At 49.0% G+C, this 16,132-nt stretch carries 21 protein-coding genes and 1 pseudogene; 18 read left to right on the plus strand and 4 right to left on the minus strand.

The annotated features are described in order from the left end of the window. Positions 1-61 precede the first annotated feature (61 nt). Positions 62-907, plus strand: a complete 846-nt coding sequence (locus tag G7092_RS02440) for a universal stress protein (RefSeq protein ID WP_166085839.1) — start codon at positions 62-64, stop codon at positions 905-907. Positions 908-968: 61 nt separating this feature from the next. Then, positions 969-1,484, plus strand: coding sequence for a response regulator (locus tag G7092_RS02445; RefSeq protein WP_166085840.1), 516 nt, complete (start codon positions 969-971; stop codon positions 1,482-1,484). Here the strand turns inward: G7092_RS02445 and G7092_RS02450 are convergent. Beyond that, complete coding sequence (locus G7092_RS02450) at positions 1,438-2,568, minus strand: sensor histidine kinase (RefSeq protein ID WP_166085841.1); 1,131 nt, start codon at positions 2,566-2,568, stop codon at positions 1,438-1,440. The genes G7092_RS02445 and G7092_RS02450 overlap by 47 nt on opposite strands. Before the next feature lie 207 nt (positions 2,569-2,775). Here G7092_RS02450 and G7092_RS02455 point away from each other — a divergent pair, with 207 nt between their 5' ends. Then, positions 2,776-3,228, plus strand: coding sequence for a pyridoxamine 5'-phosphate oxidase family protein (locus tag G7092_RS02455; RefSeq protein WP_166085842.1), 453 nt, complete (start codon positions 2,776-2,778; stop codon positions 3,226-3,228). A 105-nt stretch (positions 3,229-3,333) separates the two neighbouring features. On the opposite strand, the pseudogene G7092_RS02460 reads toward G7092_RS02455, so the two are convergent. From G7092_RS02460 to G7092_RS02470, 3 genes and pseudogenes are all read right to left on the minus strand, one after another. Beyond that, positions 3,334-3,768 (minus strand): annotated as a pseudogene (locus tag G7092_RS02460) (YciE/YciF ferroxidase family protein); the annotation flags it as partial. A gap of 208 nt (positions 3,769-3,976) precedes the next feature. Next, positions 3,977-4,726 (minus strand): sensor histidine kinase, encoded by a 750-nt coding sequence (locus G7092_RS02465; RefSeq protein WP_166085843.1) that lies wholly within the window; start codon positions 4,724-4,726, stop codon positions 3,977-3,979. After that, positions 4,723-6,615 carry a PAS domain-containing protein gene (locus tag G7092_RS02470; protein WP_166085844.1) on the minus strand — a complete coding sequence of 631 codons (1,893 nt, stop codon included), beginning with the start codon at positions 6,613-6,615 and terminating at the stop codon, positions 4,723-4,725. Before G7092_RS02470 ends, G7092_RS02465 begins: the two co-directional genes overlap by 4 nt. Before the next feature lie 164 nt (positions 6,616-6,779). Between G7092_RS02470 and G7092_RS02475 the strand changes: the two genes are divergently transcribed. From G7092_RS02475 to G7092_RS02545, 15 genes are all read left to right on the plus strand, one after another. Next, positions 6,780-7,157: a response regulator gene (locus tag G7092_RS02475; protein ID WP_166085845.1), complete on the plus strand. Its 378-nt coding sequence runs from the start codon at positions 6,780-6,782 to the stop codon at positions 7,155-7,157. Between the two features lie 577 nt (positions 7,158-7,734). Continuing rightward, positions 7,735-8,172 carry an RrF2 family transcriptional regulator gene (locus G7092_RS02480; RefSeq protein WP_202985201.1) on the plus strand — a complete coding sequence of 146 codons (438 nt, stop codon included), beginning with the start codon at positions 7,735-7,737 and terminating at the stop codon, positions 8,170-8,172. A 42-nt stretch (positions 8,173-8,214) separates the two neighbouring features. Beyond that, positions 8,215-10,362, plus strand: coding sequence for a cbb3-type cytochrome c oxidase subunit I (locus G7092_RS02485; RefSeq protein ID WP_166085847.1), 2,148 nt, complete (start codon positions 8,215-8,217; stop codon positions 10,360-10,362). A 3-nt stretch (positions 10,363-10,365) separates the two neighbouring features. Beyond that, entirely contained in the window at positions 10,366-11,388 is a 1,023-nt protein-coding gene (locus tag G7092_RS02490) for a cytochrome c (protein ID WP_166085849.1), read from the plus strand. A 4-nt stretch (positions 11,389-11,392) separates the two neighbouring features. After that, positions 11,393-11,671, plus strand: coding sequence for a hypothetical protein (locus G7092_RS02495; RefSeq protein ID WP_202985202.1), 279 nt, complete (start codon positions 11,393-11,395; stop codon positions 11,669-11,671). A gap of 3 nt (positions 11,672-11,674) precedes the next feature. Next, positions 11,675-12,088, plus strand: coding sequence for a cytochrome C (locus G7092_RS02500; protein ID WP_166085850.1), 414 nt, complete (start codon positions 11,675-11,677; stop codon positions 12,086-12,088). Continuing rightward, entirely contained in the window at positions 12,085-12,471 is a 387-nt protein-coding gene (locus G7092_RS02505; protein ID WP_166085852.1) for a group III truncated hemoglobin, read from the plus strand. The genes G7092_RS02500 and G7092_RS02505 overlap by 4 nt, the downstream gene beginning before the upstream one ends. 2 nt (positions 12,472-12,473) lie before the next feature. Then, complete coding sequence (locus G7092_RS02510) at positions 12,474-12,845, plus strand: group III truncated hemoglobin (protein ID WP_166085854.1); 372 nt, start codon at positions 12,474-12,476, stop codon at positions 12,843-12,845. Between the two features lie 2 nt (positions 12,846-12,847). Next, positions 12,848-13,330, plus strand: a complete 483-nt coding sequence (locus G7092_RS02515; RefSeq protein ID WP_166085856.1) for a hypothetical protein — start codon at positions 12,848-12,850, stop codon at positions 13,328-13,330. Beyond that, the gene (locus G7092_RS02520; RefSeq protein WP_166085858.1) at positions 13,317-13,592 is read left to right on the plus strand and encodes a cupin domain-containing protein; all 276 of its coding nucleotides are present in this window, start codon (positions 13,317-13,319) and stop codon (positions 13,590-13,592) included. The genes G7092_RS02515 and G7092_RS02520 overlap by 14 nt, the downstream gene beginning before the upstream one ends. A gap of 11 nt (positions 13,593-13,603) precedes the next feature. Beyond that, positions 13,604-14,098: a hemerythrin domain-containing protein gene (locus G7092_RS02525; protein WP_166085861.1), complete on the plus strand. Its 495-nt coding sequence runs from the start codon at positions 13,604-13,606 to the stop codon at positions 14,096-14,098. Further along, on the plus strand, positions 14,095-14,433 hold the full coding sequence (locus tag G7092_RS02530; RefSeq protein WP_166085863.1) for a 2Fe-2S iron-sulfur cluster-binding family protein: 339 nt from the start codon (positions 14,095-14,097) through the stop codon (positions 14,431-14,433). The genes G7092_RS02525 and G7092_RS02530 overlap by 4 nt, the downstream gene beginning before the upstream one ends. Before the next feature lie 10 nt (positions 14,434-14,443). Beyond that, a complete protein-coding gene (locus tag G7092_RS02535) occupies positions 14,444-14,740 on the plus strand; it encodes a cupin domain-containing protein (protein WP_166085865.1) in 297 nt (98 codons plus the stop codon). A gap of 17 nt (positions 14,741-14,757) precedes the next feature. Beyond that, complete coding sequence (locus G7092_RS02540; RefSeq protein ID WP_166085867.1) at positions 14,758-15,780, plus strand: NAD(P)/FAD-dependent oxidoreductase; 1,023 nt, start codon at positions 14,758-14,760, stop codon at positions 15,778-15,780. Then, on the plus strand, positions 15,761-16,099 hold the full coding sequence (locus tag G7092_RS02545) for a 2Fe-2S iron-sulfur cluster-binding protein (protein ID WP_166085869.1): 339 nt from the start codon (positions 15,761-15,763) through the stop codon (positions 16,097-16,099). Before G7092_RS02540 ends, G7092_RS02545 begins: the two co-directional genes overlap by 20 nt. The last annotated feature ends 33 nt before the right edge of the window (positions 16,100-16,132 follow it).

The following is a 16,132-nucleotide window of genomic DNA, read 5'->3' on the forward strand; positions in this document are numbered from 1 at the left end:
CCTGAAATATGACAACTGTGTTTATTGCCTAATTGAGCCTGTTCATTTTTTGCTCCATCTGATGAAAAAAATACTTGTCCTGACCGATTTTTCTGAGGCAGCGCGCGCTGCCGCGTCCTTCAGTGTGCTGTTAGCCGGAAGGTGCGGCGCACGCCTCGTGCTGATCAATGCCTGGTTGCCGCACCTTCAGATCGAAGTACGCGATATCGCGGCTTATCCGCTGGAAGCCGAATGGCAGGCGCGACACGATCCGCACGGACAGTTACATGCGGAAGCACTGCGCCTTGAACAATTGCAAGAAAAAATACAGCCGGCGCGGCCGGCGGTGATCGAAACGCTAAGCTTTCGAGGTAGCCTCCCCCGCGCACTCGAAGCGAACCTGGCAACGATCGGCCCTGATCTTATTGTTGCCGGTCTCGATACGGCAACGTCCGCACATATCATACGGAATAAAATTACGCCCCTTAATTATCCCTTACTGCTTGTACCTTCCCGGACACCTTCTAACGATTTCGTCAAAACCATTGCTTTCGCCACCGACCTCCAGGCCGGCGACAGGCAGGTTTTATTGCAACTAAAGCGAATCTCGGCAGCATTCCAGATGGGGCTTACGATTTGCCACGTCTCGGAACCGGCTTTTAACATGGCCGCAGCAGAAGAACTGAAGATCGCCGGTTTTATGCAAGCTATGGCTTTGGCTGGAATTCCCTGGTCGGCCTATGAGCAGTGCTACGGAGTTTCGGTGCCCCAAAGAGTAGCTTTGTTTGCGAAAAACAAGCATGCCGGGCTTCTGGCTTTGGTACACCATGGGCATGGCTGGCTACCTTCGGTTTGGTCCGATGACAATGAGGCAGCGATCCTGGCGATTAACACCATACCCGTACTGCTCATGCCAGCGACCGGTTGATGTATCTAACAATGCACGTCATCTCACTAAACCCTTACCGGTAATTATCGGGCCGGGATTAATGAATTACAGACAAGTATTTGTGCATTTCGGACAAATGATCTTGCCGGGAAATTCCGAACTTCACAAGCATAACTTTTTTCCGGTTCCTTTTTTTCCGGTTCCGATCATTTTATTTGTGTTTATGACACCGAAGACCATTCTCCTGATCGAAGATAACGCGGATATCCGCGAGAACACCGTCGAGCTGTTAGAACTTGAAGGCTACCAGGTTCTGCAAGCGGATAACGGTATCGACGGCATTTCACTGGCGCAAGTCAGGTTGCCGGACGTGGTCATATGCGATATCCTGATGCGGGAGACGGACGGATATACTGTTTTCCGTTCCTTGCTGGACCACAAAGACACCTGCCATATCCCGTTCATATTTATGACAGCAAAGTCCGAGACTGCCGATCGCAAAAAAGCTTATGATATCGGCCGCTGTAGTTATCTTGTCAAGCCCTTCGATGAAAAAGAATTATTTTCCGCTATCCGGGAACTGCTGGAAAACTCCTGGAAGGAAACCAAAGAGTAAAGACGGTTCCCCGGTGTTCACGGCTATCGAAACTTACATTACCGTTCATGAGTGCGCAATAACGCCTTACGAGACTTAGTCCTAATCCCGTGCCCTGCCTGCCGATCACGTTGCCCGCCCGGAAAAAAGGCTCGAAAATGTGTTGTTGATCTTCGGCCGGTATACCCAAGCCGTCATCCGCCAGTATGATCTTACAGCCATTTTCGTTGATCTCGGCGGAAAGTCTGATAGACCCGTTCTCCCCGGAATACTTGATCGCATTGGATAACAGGTTCTTGAGACATTCCCGGAGAATATTGCCGTCTATATGGAACCGCCTGAAGCTGCCCTGTTGGCTAAATACCAATCGCTGCCCCGGAATCGCTTGTAGTCGCATTTCGCGCAACACTTCATGACAGAGGTCCGGCACATCGATCTCCTCCGGATGAACCGCTATCGTACCTGCATCGACACGCTCCTGGCTTAAAAATTCTTCAAGGATATCAGTCATTTCTGCGATAGCCGCCCTGATTTTGCCAAGATGAGAAAATAATTTATCTCGTTCTAACCGGTCATAATAACGCTCGATCAGGGCCACTGACAGTTGAATACTGCTTAATGGTGATCGGAACTCATGTGATGCAAGCGCAATAAAACGGTTCTTCAACCGGGTAAACTCTTGTTCGGGAGTGTGGACTTCTGCTTTACCTTGTTCCGGCGTAGCGTATTTCTGCGCCAGCATATCAGCGCTTCTCGTGCCGGTCATTGGGAGGGTTGCGGCGGGGCTTTCCACCGTAAACAGGATAACCGCGAAAAGAACTTCCCGGTGGAGTGTGATTTCAGTGACCGATAAGATATAGTTCGCCAACTCGCCGGAAAGCAATAGCGTGCCGGGCACGTGTGCCACATCCAGGTTGTGCAGCATGTCCCCTGGAGCTATCGCATTCAGTATGGTGCCGATGGCTTTTCCTGATAATTCTTTTTCGGTCGTCGCGAACAGTACGCTGGCAGGCGCATTAGCGGAAATAATTGCCCCACTCTGGTCTGTGATCAGCAGGGCCGGGCCATCGCCTTCTCTGATTGAGCTATCGGTCAAAGTCATCATTAATAAAAATGTTTATAAAGCGAAAGAGCAATGAGTGCTCCATCGACGATTGTTGCGCAGGCTTGTTGTCCTGTATTACCATGTCTTTTCGTTCGTGCTAATTTAATTTTACAGCAACAGGGGGCCCATGATGCTGCTCACATTCTTTTGAGTCATTGGTCATTTATTCGCCGGATGTTTGTATTTTTATTTGCTAAAAACAGAACTATGCTGGGAGAACTTACGGATCAACAGATGGACGAACTGCTAAAAAAGCAGGTAACCGGGCGCCTTGGCTGTCATGCAGATGGACTTACTTACGTGGTGCCGGTAAATTATACTTACGACGGCAAACACATTTATGCGCATTCAGCCGAGGGTATGAAGGTGAACCTTATGCGTAAGAACCCCGAGGTCTGCTTTGAGGTCGATAACATTGAGAATATTTTTAAATGGGAAAGCGTGATCCTTTGGGGGCGTTTTGAAGAGATCGAAGGGGTGGACGAACAGCAAAGGGTCATGCAAGGTATCATTCATCGGCTAATGCCGCTCGCCGAAAAACCAGATAGTCATCCTTCGCATGGCATAACGGCCAACGACAGTGATATCGGGACCCGTATCGATCTGGTCATATACCGCATCGTGATCACCAAAAGAACAGGCCGTTTCGAAAGGGATTAAAAAACGTATTTGAGGGCAAGGCATTATAGCCCGGTCTGTTACAGGTCGGCCATGATAACCACAAAAAAGACCGACGAGTGACCGGTCTCTTTTTGAGCGAAAAGCTTATGCTGTTTCTTGGGCTGCCGCCTCATTTACGTAATTTTCAGCTACCCCGGTTAGCTTGCTGTCCGCTGCCTTTTCTTCATCCAGCGTCTGCCCGAATAAGTTTTGCGCTTCCCTGAAGCCCGGCGTCCCGGCTAAAGTTCTCAGGGTACCTTATGAAGCGATCTCATCATGCTCTACTTTCTGCGCGGCAAAGATGATCGCCACATCACGAACTTCTGTGCCTTTATCAGTCTCCGAGCGTAATTCATCTGCTTCCTTCAGTAAGCCTTCCATCACCAGGAATTTCACGGACTTTACTCTTTCACCGATCGATTCGAAGGCCTGTTCCAAACGGCTGATATGCCCTTTCATTGCTTCGGGATGATTGTCTATCGCCGTTTTCAGGTCGGGCGAGGTTGCGCCTGTACTTATCTTGGCTATGGCTTTAGCTAAATGTTGTTCGGCCTAATAGATGTCTTTGCTCTTATCGAGAAAAAGTTCTTTCAAAGCGCTTTCCTGTTCCTGGGTCCGGCTGACCTTTGCAGTTGGCTTGTTGTTTTGTTTCGCAGGCATGATCTGATGTTTTTTAAGATAAAAAATGTTTCAAGAATGATCGCGATCATCATGCCGTTACCAGTCGTAATTCACGCAGCTGAGTATTCTAGTTTCTTTCGGCTACTCCCTCGCCGGGAGGATGCAATGGCAAGGTAAAAGTAAAGGTCGAACCTTTTCCGGGTTCACTAGCCGCACGGATCAGTCCGCCATGCCGCCTGATGATCTCCGCTGAAATAAACAACCCGAGCCCAAGGCCCTGGAAACGATCGACCGCAGCGCCAGCGCGATAGAATCGTTCAAAAAGGTGCGCAAGGTCTTCCGCTGATATGCCGATTCCATAGTCCTGCACCGAAATCTCAACCTGGCCGCCCAGGTCACTGCAGAATAGCCTGACTTCAGGGCCATCCGGCGCATACTTGACAGCATTGCCCAGCAAATTCATCAGCAATTGTTCAATACGGTGACGATCTGCGCAAACTTGCGGCAATATACAGCCTTCCATCAGGAACAAAACGCGCGGGTGACTTTCCCGCATATTATCCAGGCATTCCTCCACCAGTTCCGCCAGATCGAATTCTTCGAAGTTATAGGTCATCTTACCGGCATTCAACCTGGATACATCCAGCAGTTCGTTTACCAGCCGGTCAAGCCGGTCCAACTGGTTCCCGGCCTTGACCGACAGCGCCGCCAGACGGTTGGCGGGATCCATTTCTCTCCTGACCAACTGAAAGAAAGCTTTTACCGTGGTCAGCGGCGTTTTCAATTCATGGCTTGCAATACTGATGAACTCGTCTTTCTGTTCCATCAGCCGCTGCATCGACAACCTGGCCTGTTCCTGTTCATGGATATCGGTCATCGTGCTGATAAAACCATAAAAACGGGGATTAAATACGGGCTGGGCATTATCAAGCACCCAACGGTACTGTCCGCTCGGCGAATGAAAAAACGGTACTTCAGATGGATGGCTGTGCGCTGCGCAAAACAATGATTAAAGTCGTAGACCGCCTGCCGCCTGTCATCCGGGTGTATATGTTTTGCCCAATCGCTATCGGACGGCTGCGCAAAGGCGGCACCGGTGTAGCTGCGCCAGGCCTGGTTGACGAAGACACATTCTCCATCCGCATTGAGTTGCCAGATGGGTAGTGAATTAAGCTCTGCCAGCGCCTTGAATTGTGCTTCGTTGCTTTCGAGCGCTTGCTGGATCAACTTTAGTTCATGAATATCCGTTGAGGTACCGATCCATAAGCCGATTCTGCCCTTGCGGTCCCGCTGCGGTAAAAAACGCGACAAATGCCACCTGTATTTTCCATCTTTATTCCGTAACCTGCTTTCGATCGTCGTTTCTTCGCCGCTGCTGATAGCCGCAGGCCAGGCCACCTCCGCCTCCGGACGATCTTCCGGGTGGATGGCATCCCAGGCCAGTACGCGAAGTTCTTCTATACTTTCGGCTCCCAAATAATCATACCAGCCCTGGTTGTAATAATTGGCGTTTCCTAAAGGGTCAGCGGTCCATAGTTTATGCGGGATCGCATCGGACAGGAAACGAAAAAGTTCCTCACTTTCACGGACCTGTTCCTCGGCAAGCTTCCGTTCGGTGATATCTACTACTACCCCGGTAAAACGGACGGGATGGCCTTGGTCGTCTTTCTGGGTTCGCCCCCGGGCGAAACACCAGCGGATCTGTCCTCCGACAACGATGCGGTACTCAGTTTCGTATTGTTCTGCCTGCCCGATCGAATCCGCACGTTGGCTATCGATCAGTTCACGATCTTCAGGATGCAGCCGCGCACGGAAATGTTCCTGCGGGCAGCCTTCCGGCGTGTAAGGGATGTCGAACAAACGCGACAGGTTCTCATCTGCATAAAGCCACCGACGTTTTACATCCAGTATCCAAGTGCCTACCAAGCCCGAGGATAAGGCGGTGCTTAGTCGTTCACTGGTTCTTTGCAGGCCTTCGTTAAGACGGGCGTTCTCCAGCGCCAGACCTATATGTGAAGCCAGGCTTTGTGCAAACTGGAGATCGGCCTGATCATAATCCCTATCTTTAGATATGAAGGTAATTACGCCGGAGATATGCTCACGGCCGAACAAAGGTGCCGTAATGACAGAACGCAGCCCGATCTCATCAATTGCCCGGCGTTGCCGCGGGTCAGTGATGGCCGCGTCCAGCATATCCCGCGTAACATGGGGGACGAACAATGGCTCGCCCGTGTTTAGCACACGAGCGGTACCCCGGTCGCTTGAAAGGTCCGTGGGGTAAGCTGCGCGGTAACTCTCGGCCCAGCGGACTTTTTCAGGGTCTTCATGGGCGAGTACTAACTGATCGAGCCTCCCGTCACGCAGGATATCGACTGCGAACCAGGCGGCAAAGCGTGGCACGATAAGGCGGGAAAGCTGCTTCAGCGCTTCGGCTGTCACTCTTGCCTTTGCCAGTTCACCCGCCGCTTCATTTAAAAATGTGAGTAGGTCTTCTCTTTTTTGGTTGCCCGAATTTTGGTGAGGGGCATAGTACCAGCAACGTTCACCTTTGACATCCGTATGCGCTTCAGCATCGCTGAGCGAGAATGCCGGTAACCATTGGGTGAGCGGTGCTCCCAGCCAATCACCAGGCAGGCGCAATGCTGTGATCGCACTTGGATTAGCATATACAAGCACGCCTTTCCCATCCAGGCCCAGCATAGGTACTGAAAAAGTGTCGTAGACCAGGCGGACGACGGCATGAGAAAGTTGGTCACTGTTTTCCATTGGTAGGGTTAAAGTTAAAAAATATCTTTTTTATGTCAAATCAGCCAGGTTTCACGAGTGGTCTATTGGGATGACGTTGTAACGATCAATAGGTCACTTTTGGAGAGTTTTTATTTATAACTTATTTTTTTAATTGCAAGGTAATAGCCGTACCTTCATGCGATTTGAAAAACAACGGCCCTAAAAGTATTTTACTAGTCGAGGATGACCAGGATATACTGGATATCTTATACTACATTTTTAGCGATGAGGGTTACCGCGTTGAACGCTCCCTGGGCGACCACGTCATCAATGAGGTCGGCGTCTTTCAACCCGACCTGATTTTACTGGACCACCGTTTACAGGTGGCCTGGGGTGCTGATATCTGCCGGGAGCTTAAGGCTTCTCCGCATACCCGTCATATTCCCGTGATCATGATGTCGGCGGTGCGGGAACTGGAAGCCATTGCGCAGGAAGCCGGCGCGGACGGTCACCTGCCCAAGCCTTTTGATATGGAGCAACTGCTGGGCGTTGTACGTTGGTGGTTGCAAGCAACTCATTAGGTACAAAGGTTACTTCGTAGTGCTTTATCGAGTTAGCATTTCAAAAAATCAGGAAATACCCTGACATCGGCTCCATTTATGAGCCGGATGTTTTATCATTGTTACCCACATCGCTTTGTTAACTGCTATCCGTCTAAAATGATAGCTAGGCGTAACCTGGGAATCGGGTTTGACGAGTTATTCCATTAACCGCTTTCAATTTTATAATAAAGAGATATAGGTACGGCATCGGTCAGCACCATGCCAATATTGAGGCCGTGAACCAATTAGGAATTAATTTGCATTAAATTACCCAATTCTGCTAAGTGTTTTTAGTATATCGGAAATCAGGGGCTTCTCACCGATAGCGTATGGGAAAAATATCATCCTAATAACATTCAAGCCATCGCTGGTCGGTCTCACGCTAAAAAAGACAGGTATTCCGGCATTAGCACCCCATGGGACGAATTCCACCTTGCAGACCCAAGGCCCCGCGAAAAACTAAATAATATTTATCCGATATAACAGCAGAGACCTGTTTTAAATAAAAGATAAAAAAGTCTTTTAATTTTAAAAATATATTTACTTTTGTTGAACAATGAGCATTTTTTCAAAAACATGCGAGTACGCTATACGTGCGGTATTTTTTATTGCGCACAGAACAGCCGAGGGCAGCCGCGTCGGTATCAAAGAAATTGCTAACGGTATTGATTCGCCAGAGCATTTCCTGGCGAAGATACTACAGGATCTGAGCCGACGCGGAATCGTACAATCTGTAAAGGGACCAAACGGCGGATTCTATCTGGATGCGGTTTCTCTAAAGCGGCCTTTAGCAAGTATCGTAGAAGCCGTGGATGGGAATGGCATATTTATCGGTTGCGGTTTGGGATTAAAGCAATGCTCAGAAATAAAACCCTGTCCGCTTCATCATGAATTCAAGGCGATACGAAACCAGATCCACCAATTACTTGTTAACACCAGTATCGGTGAATTTAATGAAGATCTGAATTTAGGTATTACGGCGCTAAAGAAATAAATTTTGTCAGTATAAAGATATAAAGGTATTAATATATTATAAATGAAAAGATCGCTGTTTTTTTTAACGAATTTATTGGTGATGCCGGCCTTGCTGATGGCGCAGGACAAGCTACGAACTGATGCTTCTGATGGTACGTCTGCCGGCTACATCATTTTATTCTCACTGTTCCTGTTGGGACTGCTCGCCCTGGCCTTGTGGCTTTTTAAGAATACTAACCAGTTGAAAGAGCTGGAGGAAAGACCGGAGGAGAGCGGCCGGTCATGGTTGCAAAAAAGCTTGCCCGATCTCGACCAGCATCAATTAGATACGCTCATCAAAAGAAAAGCCGGACAGGAAGGGGCCGCAAACCATAAAACAACTGCAAGAAATTTGAAAAAGCCGATCTTGCTATTGCTGCTCCTTTTTTCAGGTGCCAGCGCCTTTGCCCAAACGGAAGAAACATCCGGTTCGGTCTGGACCAATCCCGGTGTACTGATCACGGTTACGCTGATCCTCATTCCGTTATTGATCGCCGTATATATCGTAGCGGTGAAAGTGAACCATATTGTCAAAAAGGTCCGCGGTTCGCAGATCAGGAAAGATGCACAGAAACTTGCCAGGTCGATCAATGAGCTCAGCACCGATGAACTAAGCGAAGAACTGCTCAAACGCAAAGCTGCGCTCGAATTTAGCTTGACGAATACGGAACTCGCCGGTGAGGAAGTCCCTGAAGATAAAAAGGGGCTGCTGCACCACATCGCGGAAGTGGATTCCCCCCGCTTCATCGCGCCGAAAAAGAAAGCCGTTAAACGTCCCGATATTGACCCTGCGCTCTCCAAACTGATCTTATGGTATTTGGGGACAGCGGCTTTCTGGCTGGTATTGGGCACCTCGGTCGGTGAATACCTTGGTATTAAATTCGTAGCCCCGGATGCCGATCATGTCAGCTGGCTTAGTTTTGGGCGGCTAAGGCCGGTGCATACCAATATGGTATTTTGGGGCTGGTCCTCACTGGCTATGATCGGGTTGGGGTACTATGTCGTATCGACCGTTAGTAACACCGTAGTGGCCAGCCTGAAACGCGGCTGGTACGGCCTGGTGCTAATCAATGCCTCCGTAATTGCCGGCACCATATCCCTGATGGCGGGTATTAATAACGGCGGCGGCGAATACCGCGAATACATCTGGCCCATCATGCTGCTGTTTGCCATCGGTTTGGTCATTACGTTGATCAATTACTTACAGACCATCGCGCGGCGCAAGACCAAAGAAATTTATATCTCTAACTGGTATATCGTTTCAGCAGTAATGTTCACCATTGTTATCGCGCTGGTGGGTTACTTGCCGTTCTGGCAAAATGGACTGGGCGAAAGTATCGCGCAGGGCTATTACATGCACCAGGGCGTCGGCATGTGGTTCATGCTGTTTAACCTGGGGCTGATCTACTATTTTTTACCCCAGCAGTTAAATACCCCGATATACTCTTACAGCCTCGGCATCCTGGCGTTCTGGACGCAGATCCTGTTCTATACGCTGATCGGAACGCACCACTTTATTTTCAGCGCGATACCCTGGTGGCTGCAAACCGTAGCGATCATTGGCAGTATGGGCATGCTGATCCCGGTATTCGCGGGCACGACGAACTTCCTGATGACCTTTCGCGGCAATTTCAATAAGATCGGTTCCAGCTATACGCTGCCCTTCTACCTGGTAGGCGTCATCTTTTATTTTACCGGTTCGTTTCAGGGTACAGCGGAAGCCTTCCGCTCCGCTAATCTCTACTGGCATTTTACCGATTTTACGGTCGCCCATTCGCACCTGACCATGTACGGGATCATTGCCTTTATGCTTTGGGCGGCCATTTACACCCTGGTTCCCCGCCTGACAGGCAAAGAACCCCGGCAAGCCTGGGTCGGCGCGCATTTCTGGATGGCTTTGATCGGCTTAATGTTTTATACCATCCCGTTAATGATCGGCGGGACGCTGAAAGGCATGGCCTGGCTGGAAGGCAAGCCTTTTATAGATTCGGTAGTACTGATGGCGCCCTATTGGTTGTGGCGAGCCATTGGCGGTTCCCTGATGTGGGCCTCGCATTTAATATTTGCCTACAATCTTTATTATATGATCGCCGGAAGAACTGAGCCTGATCTGCAAAAAACGGTTTTTGAAGAATTAGAAAAATTACCTGTCCCACCTGTTAAGAAATAAGCAATGGATATCTATAACAATCATAAAAGACTATTTGGTGCCGCTATCATTTTATTTCTGGGGCTGACAATGTTCGCCGCTGTATTTCCTGCGCTAAATTCCCAAAATAATAATGCGCCGCTGCCTGAAAGTAAACCATTGACCAGCGAGGAAATAGCCGGTAAGGGCATATTTATCCGTGAAGGCTGTATCGCCTGTCATACGCAGCAGGTACGCAATGTCGATATGGATAAGATGTGGGGCATTCGCCCAAGCATCGCAGCCGATTACGCACGCAATATCCGGACAGATGTATGGCGGAATACGGCGAACCTGATGGGCTCAGAACGTACCGGTCCCGACCTGATGAATATCGGGAACCGCCAGCCGAGCGAGGACTGGCACCTGCTGCATTTATATAACCCCAGATCCGTAGTTTCCCAATCGATCATGCCGGCCTATTCTTGGCTGTTCGAGGTTAAAGATTATGCCTTCCCGGGTGATGTCGTGGTCAATGTACCGGATGAATTTCGCAAAGGGGTTACCGGCAAGATCGTTGCCACTAAAGAGGCATTAGAACTGGTCGCTTACCTTAAATCCTTTAAACAACTGAAACTGCCTGACGGCAAACCGACACCGCTTTTCTTATACGGCAAGGAGACCGCCCCGGTGTTGCCTGGCACGACCAGTAAACTGAATACCGAATTAGACGGCGCCGCCCTTTACGCCTCCAATTGCCAGAGCTGCCACCAGGAAAACGGCGAGGGTCTGAAGGGCGCCTTTCCGCCGCTGAAGGGCAGCCCCGTTGTTTTGGATAAAGACCCCAAGGTACAACTCACCATTATCATGAAAGGTTATAACGGCCGGGCGAGCGAAGGTTATGGCATAATGCCGCCTATTGGCACGAATAATAACCTGAAGCCCGAAGAAATTGTCGCTATCATGAACCATGAACGGACCAGTTGGGGGAATAATGGCCGAAAGGTCACTTTAACCGAGATCAAAGAACTGTTTAACCAGGTCAAATCAGGCCCTATAGCCAAGTAAGCATATGAAAAAGAACAGATTTTATAGGAAAGCATTATTAGCCGTTACCGGCATTTTAGGAACTTCTGCCACTGCGTTGGCCTGCGACGCCTGCAAGGCGCAGCAGCCCAAATTCCTGCAAGGCGTTACACATGGCGCAGTCCCGACCAGTAATTGGGATTATGTCGTGGTAAGTGTGATGGTCATTATTACCCTCTATTCCTTGTATGCCCTGGTGAGATGCCTGGCAAAACCCGCCGATAAAGCGCATGAACCTATCAAGAACATGATCCTAAATTCTTAAGCCATGGAAAATAAAAGCTTTGTAACCCTGTTCATCGACGATGACCCGCAACCGATCGGCACGTTTCCGGCCCCGGTTTCTTTTGAGCTGGATACCAAGAAGCTCACCGATGGCAAACACACGCTGAAAGTGGTCAGCAAAGATCATAAGGGAAAGGAAGGGATCAAAATCATTCCCTTTATTGTTCGGAATGGCCCGGCGATCGCCGTCGAAGGTATCCGGAAAGATGAGGTGGTTGACGGCGTACTGCCGCTGATGATCAATGCCTATGGCAAAGGCGATCAAAAGACCTTTATGTTGCAGGGCAGCGAAACGCCGCAAAGCATTCCTTTTTGGATCATTATCCTCTTAATTGCTTTTACCGCCTGGGCGGTGTATTACCATATTACGTCCGGCCAGATCCCATTGTTCAAATGAAAAAACAAATTGACGATATTGAAGACATCAAGATTTTTGTCGATGAGTTTTATGCGAAGGTCAGAACTGACCAATTGATCGGTCCCATCTTTATGGAAAAGATCAGTGACTGGCGCCCCCATCTGGACAAGATGTATACGTTCTGGAATGCCGCGCTGTTTGGTGTACCAGGTTTTCGCGGTAATCCTTTTGCTAAGCATGCCCCTTTGAAGATCGCGCGTCCGCATTTTGAGCGATGGCTGGAATTATTCTATGCGACCATCGATGAGTATTTCGAGGGCGCTATCGCCGATGATGCCAAAAAGCGCGCAGCATTGATGGCCGATATGTTCTTATCACGGTTGCAGCAGCTCAACGGAAACAGTGACCACGTAATTTTTTGATCATGGAAACACAACTTCACGATATCATGGATGAAGCAGATGTCCGGCAACTGGTGAACAGCTTTTATGGCAAAGTACGTCAGGATGAATTGCTGGCGCCCATATTTGAGCCGGTGATCGGTAACAACTGGGACCAACACCTCGGACGAATGACTGATTTCTGGTCTACCTTGCTTTTATACACCCGGAAATATAACGATGATCCGTTAACAAAACACTTGCCCCTGTCTTTGACCAAAGAGCATTTTGACCGCTGGTTATTACTGTTTCACGGAACGCTGGATGAACTTTTCCAGGGGCAGATCGCGGAGAACGCCAAAAAGCGGGCCTACAGCATTGCCCGGATCATGAAAGCGGTAAAGCAAATTGAGTAGTAATGAAAAAAGAAGTTGTGTTAGCGGTCAGAACCATAACGGCCATCTTTTGGCTGGGATTTTTTATGGCCATCAGTTTCCTGGAAACTCCGCTAAAATTTACCGCTCCGGGGATCAGTATGGCTCAGGGGCTGCAGATCGGACGTATCGTTTTTAGGGCGCTTAATCGCTGTGAATGGGGATTCCTAATTATTATTTTGCTGACGTATTTCCCGAAAAGAAGCAGCCGCTATGGTTTTTACCTGCTGCTGGCGATCAGTATCATTCTTATACTGGAGACCGCCTGGTTATTACCTGTACTGGATGCTCATGCGGCACGGGTGATCAAAGGTCTGCAGCCGCCCGGTCATTTGGAACACTGGGTTTATATTATTCTGGAAGTGATCAAAATACCGGTCTTGTTATTGATCGGCCTGGAAAGTGGAAGAACGCTTTATGATCCTGCTTCCGTTCATTTTAATCCGCAAGATCATGAAAGAACTTGAAAGAAACGACCATTATCAGGTCCTCGAAGTAGAATTGCCGGCCGGTACCAATATGCCCCGGCACTTCGCGACATCCGATGCATTTGTCATTGTAGAATCGGGCAATGCCCTGCTGATCTGCAAAGGCGAAACGAGTGAGTTGGTGAAGGGATCGACGCTATCGATCCCTTCTTATGAACCGCATATTCTCAAGGTCATACAAGACTTTAAGGCAATGATCGTCATGGCAGGCGATGCGGTGATCGAATACCCGGCTTCATAACCTTCAGCGCGATGGAAAACAAACCGATCAAACGCAGCGAATACATTATCGCACTTTCCAGGGACCACCATGCAGGATTGCTGTTTGGTTGGAAGGTCAAGGAAGGTATAAGAAAAAACATCCCTTTGCCCCAAATATTGAAATATATCAATTTCTTCTGGGAGCAACATTTGAAAGGCCATTTCAGGGAGGAGGAAGCCTTACTGTTCGACCGGCTGGATGATAACCTGTCCCGTCAGGGAAAAGCGGAACACCTGATGCTTGAACAGCGGATCCGGCAGCTAAACGATGATGGTCACGAGGCCGCCGCGGACTATTCCTCGTTTGCAGAACTGCTGATCAAGCATATCCGTTTTGAAGAGCGTACGTTATTTCCTCATTTAGAGGTTTCGTTACCTGAATCTGTTCTGAAGCAGGTCGGCGAGTTCCTGAATGGCCAGCATAGCGTACCATTCGTCGATAACTATCCGGATGAATTCTGGACCAAAAACTATCCGCTGAAATGAATTCCGGGAATTTATCAAAAAGTTCTATCGTTATTCATGTAGAGTATAGCGGAGAGCTATATGAACTGCGCACCTATAACAATGAATACCGCAGCCTGATGATGCTCATCTATGACCGCATTTTCACTGACGGTTTCGGGGAATGCCTGGGGATGGGAAAGTGCGGCACCTGCCTGATAGAGATCACAAATAAGCTACAGGAGCCTGCCGCTTATGAGCGCAATGGTGATGCCAACCTGCAGAGAGCCGGCCAAACCGGCGAAAATATTCGTTTGTCCTGCCAGCTCCTGATCGATGAAAAGATAGACGGCCTGGCTGTAAAGGTATTAACATAAAGTCAGAGATATGATCATACAAGATGTAGTAAAGGCATTAGAAAATTCGGCGGCTCCGGTAGTAAAAGTATTAACGAAAGGCGCAGCCGGAAAGGTGCTTGTCCTGGGTTTTAAAAAAGGAATGGTATTGAAAGAGCATCAAACCGGTGTCAACACCCGGTTGGTCGTTATTGACGGGAAGATCAATTACTTCAGCACCAAAGGAACATTAACCATGAACAAGTTCGATGAGCTCGATATCCCGGTCAACGAACCGCACTCCGTAGAGGCGCTGGAAGACAGTATTTGTTTTTTAATACAAGTATGATCTTAATGAAAAAGTAAATGGAAGAGCGTAATGAAAATATAGCAACTGATATTTGCATCGTTGGTGCCGGGCCGGTAGGCTTGTTCGCGGTGTTTGAGGCAGGGCTCTTAAAGATGCGCTGTCATGTGATCGATGCCTTGCCGCAGGTTGGCGGGCAGTTATCGGAGATCTATCCGCACAAACCGATCTACGATATACCGGGTTATCCGCAGATCCTTGGACAGGAACTGGTGGACAGGCTTATGGAACAGGTTGATCCTTTCCGGCCGGGCTTTACTCTCGGTGAACGCGTGGAAACGATTAACAGGAACGATGACGATTCGTTAACCGTCATAACCAGTGAGCACACCACGGTCAAATGTAAAGTGCTGGTGATCGCAGGTGGCCTGGGCTGTTTTGAACCGCGTAAACCGGCAATTGATGGACTGAGTGAATTTGAAGGAAAAGGCGTAGCGTACATGGTTAGAAACCCCGAAAGCTTACGTGGCCGGAACGTGGTGTTGGCAGGTGGCGGTGATTCTGCGCTCGACTGGGCAATATTTCTGGCTGACATCGCAGCAAAGGTAACCCTGGTACACCGCGGCGATACTTTTCGCGGGTCTCCCGATTCCGCCGGTAAAGTTTTTGAACTGGCAAAAGCTGGCAGGATCGACCTGCGGCTGCATGCCAATGTAACGGCTTTGCATGGTGACGGACATCTTCAGGAACTTAGTATCCACACGCATCAATTACCATTAATCAGGATCGCTGCCGATCATTTTATACCGCTGTTCGGATTAACCCCCAAACTTGGACCGATAGCGGATTGGGGGCTGAATATTTCGCAATCGGCAATATCGGTAAACGTTGCAGACTACTCTACGAACGCTGACCGGATTTACGCTATCGGGGATATCAACACTTATCCAGGCAAATTGAAACTGATCCTTTGCGGCTTTCATGAAGCCGCACTGGCCATGCAAAGCGCTTTTAAACATGTCTATCCGGATGAGAAGCTGAGTTTTAAATACACTACAGTTTATGGCATCAACGCATTCTGATCTGATAACCATCTATATCATAAAATCCGATGGCAGCCAGGCGCCCTTGGACGTACCGGTTAATATGAACCTGAGTCTGATGGAAGTCCTGCGGTCTGACGGTTACCCGATTCCCGGTACCTGCGGCGGCATCGCTCTTTGCGCTACCTGTGCAGTAGACATCTTATCGGGGAACGAAAAATTGTCACCCGCCGGGGATCAGGAACTGGATATGCTGGATCTTTTACCGCAAAGCACGGAAGCGACCCGCCTGGGCTGCCAGATAAAGCTGCGGCCGGAAATGGACGGCATGGTCATCCGTATCGATAGCGAAAGCTGATCGTTAAACCGCTTTTATCATGGCGCGTGGAAA

It is taken from the genome of Mucilaginibacter inviolabilis (assembly GCF_011089895.1).
GTDB classification, from domain to species: Bacteria; Bacteroidota; Bacteroidia; order Sphingobacteriales; family Sphingobacteriaceae; genus Mucilaginibacter; species Mucilaginibacter inviolabilis.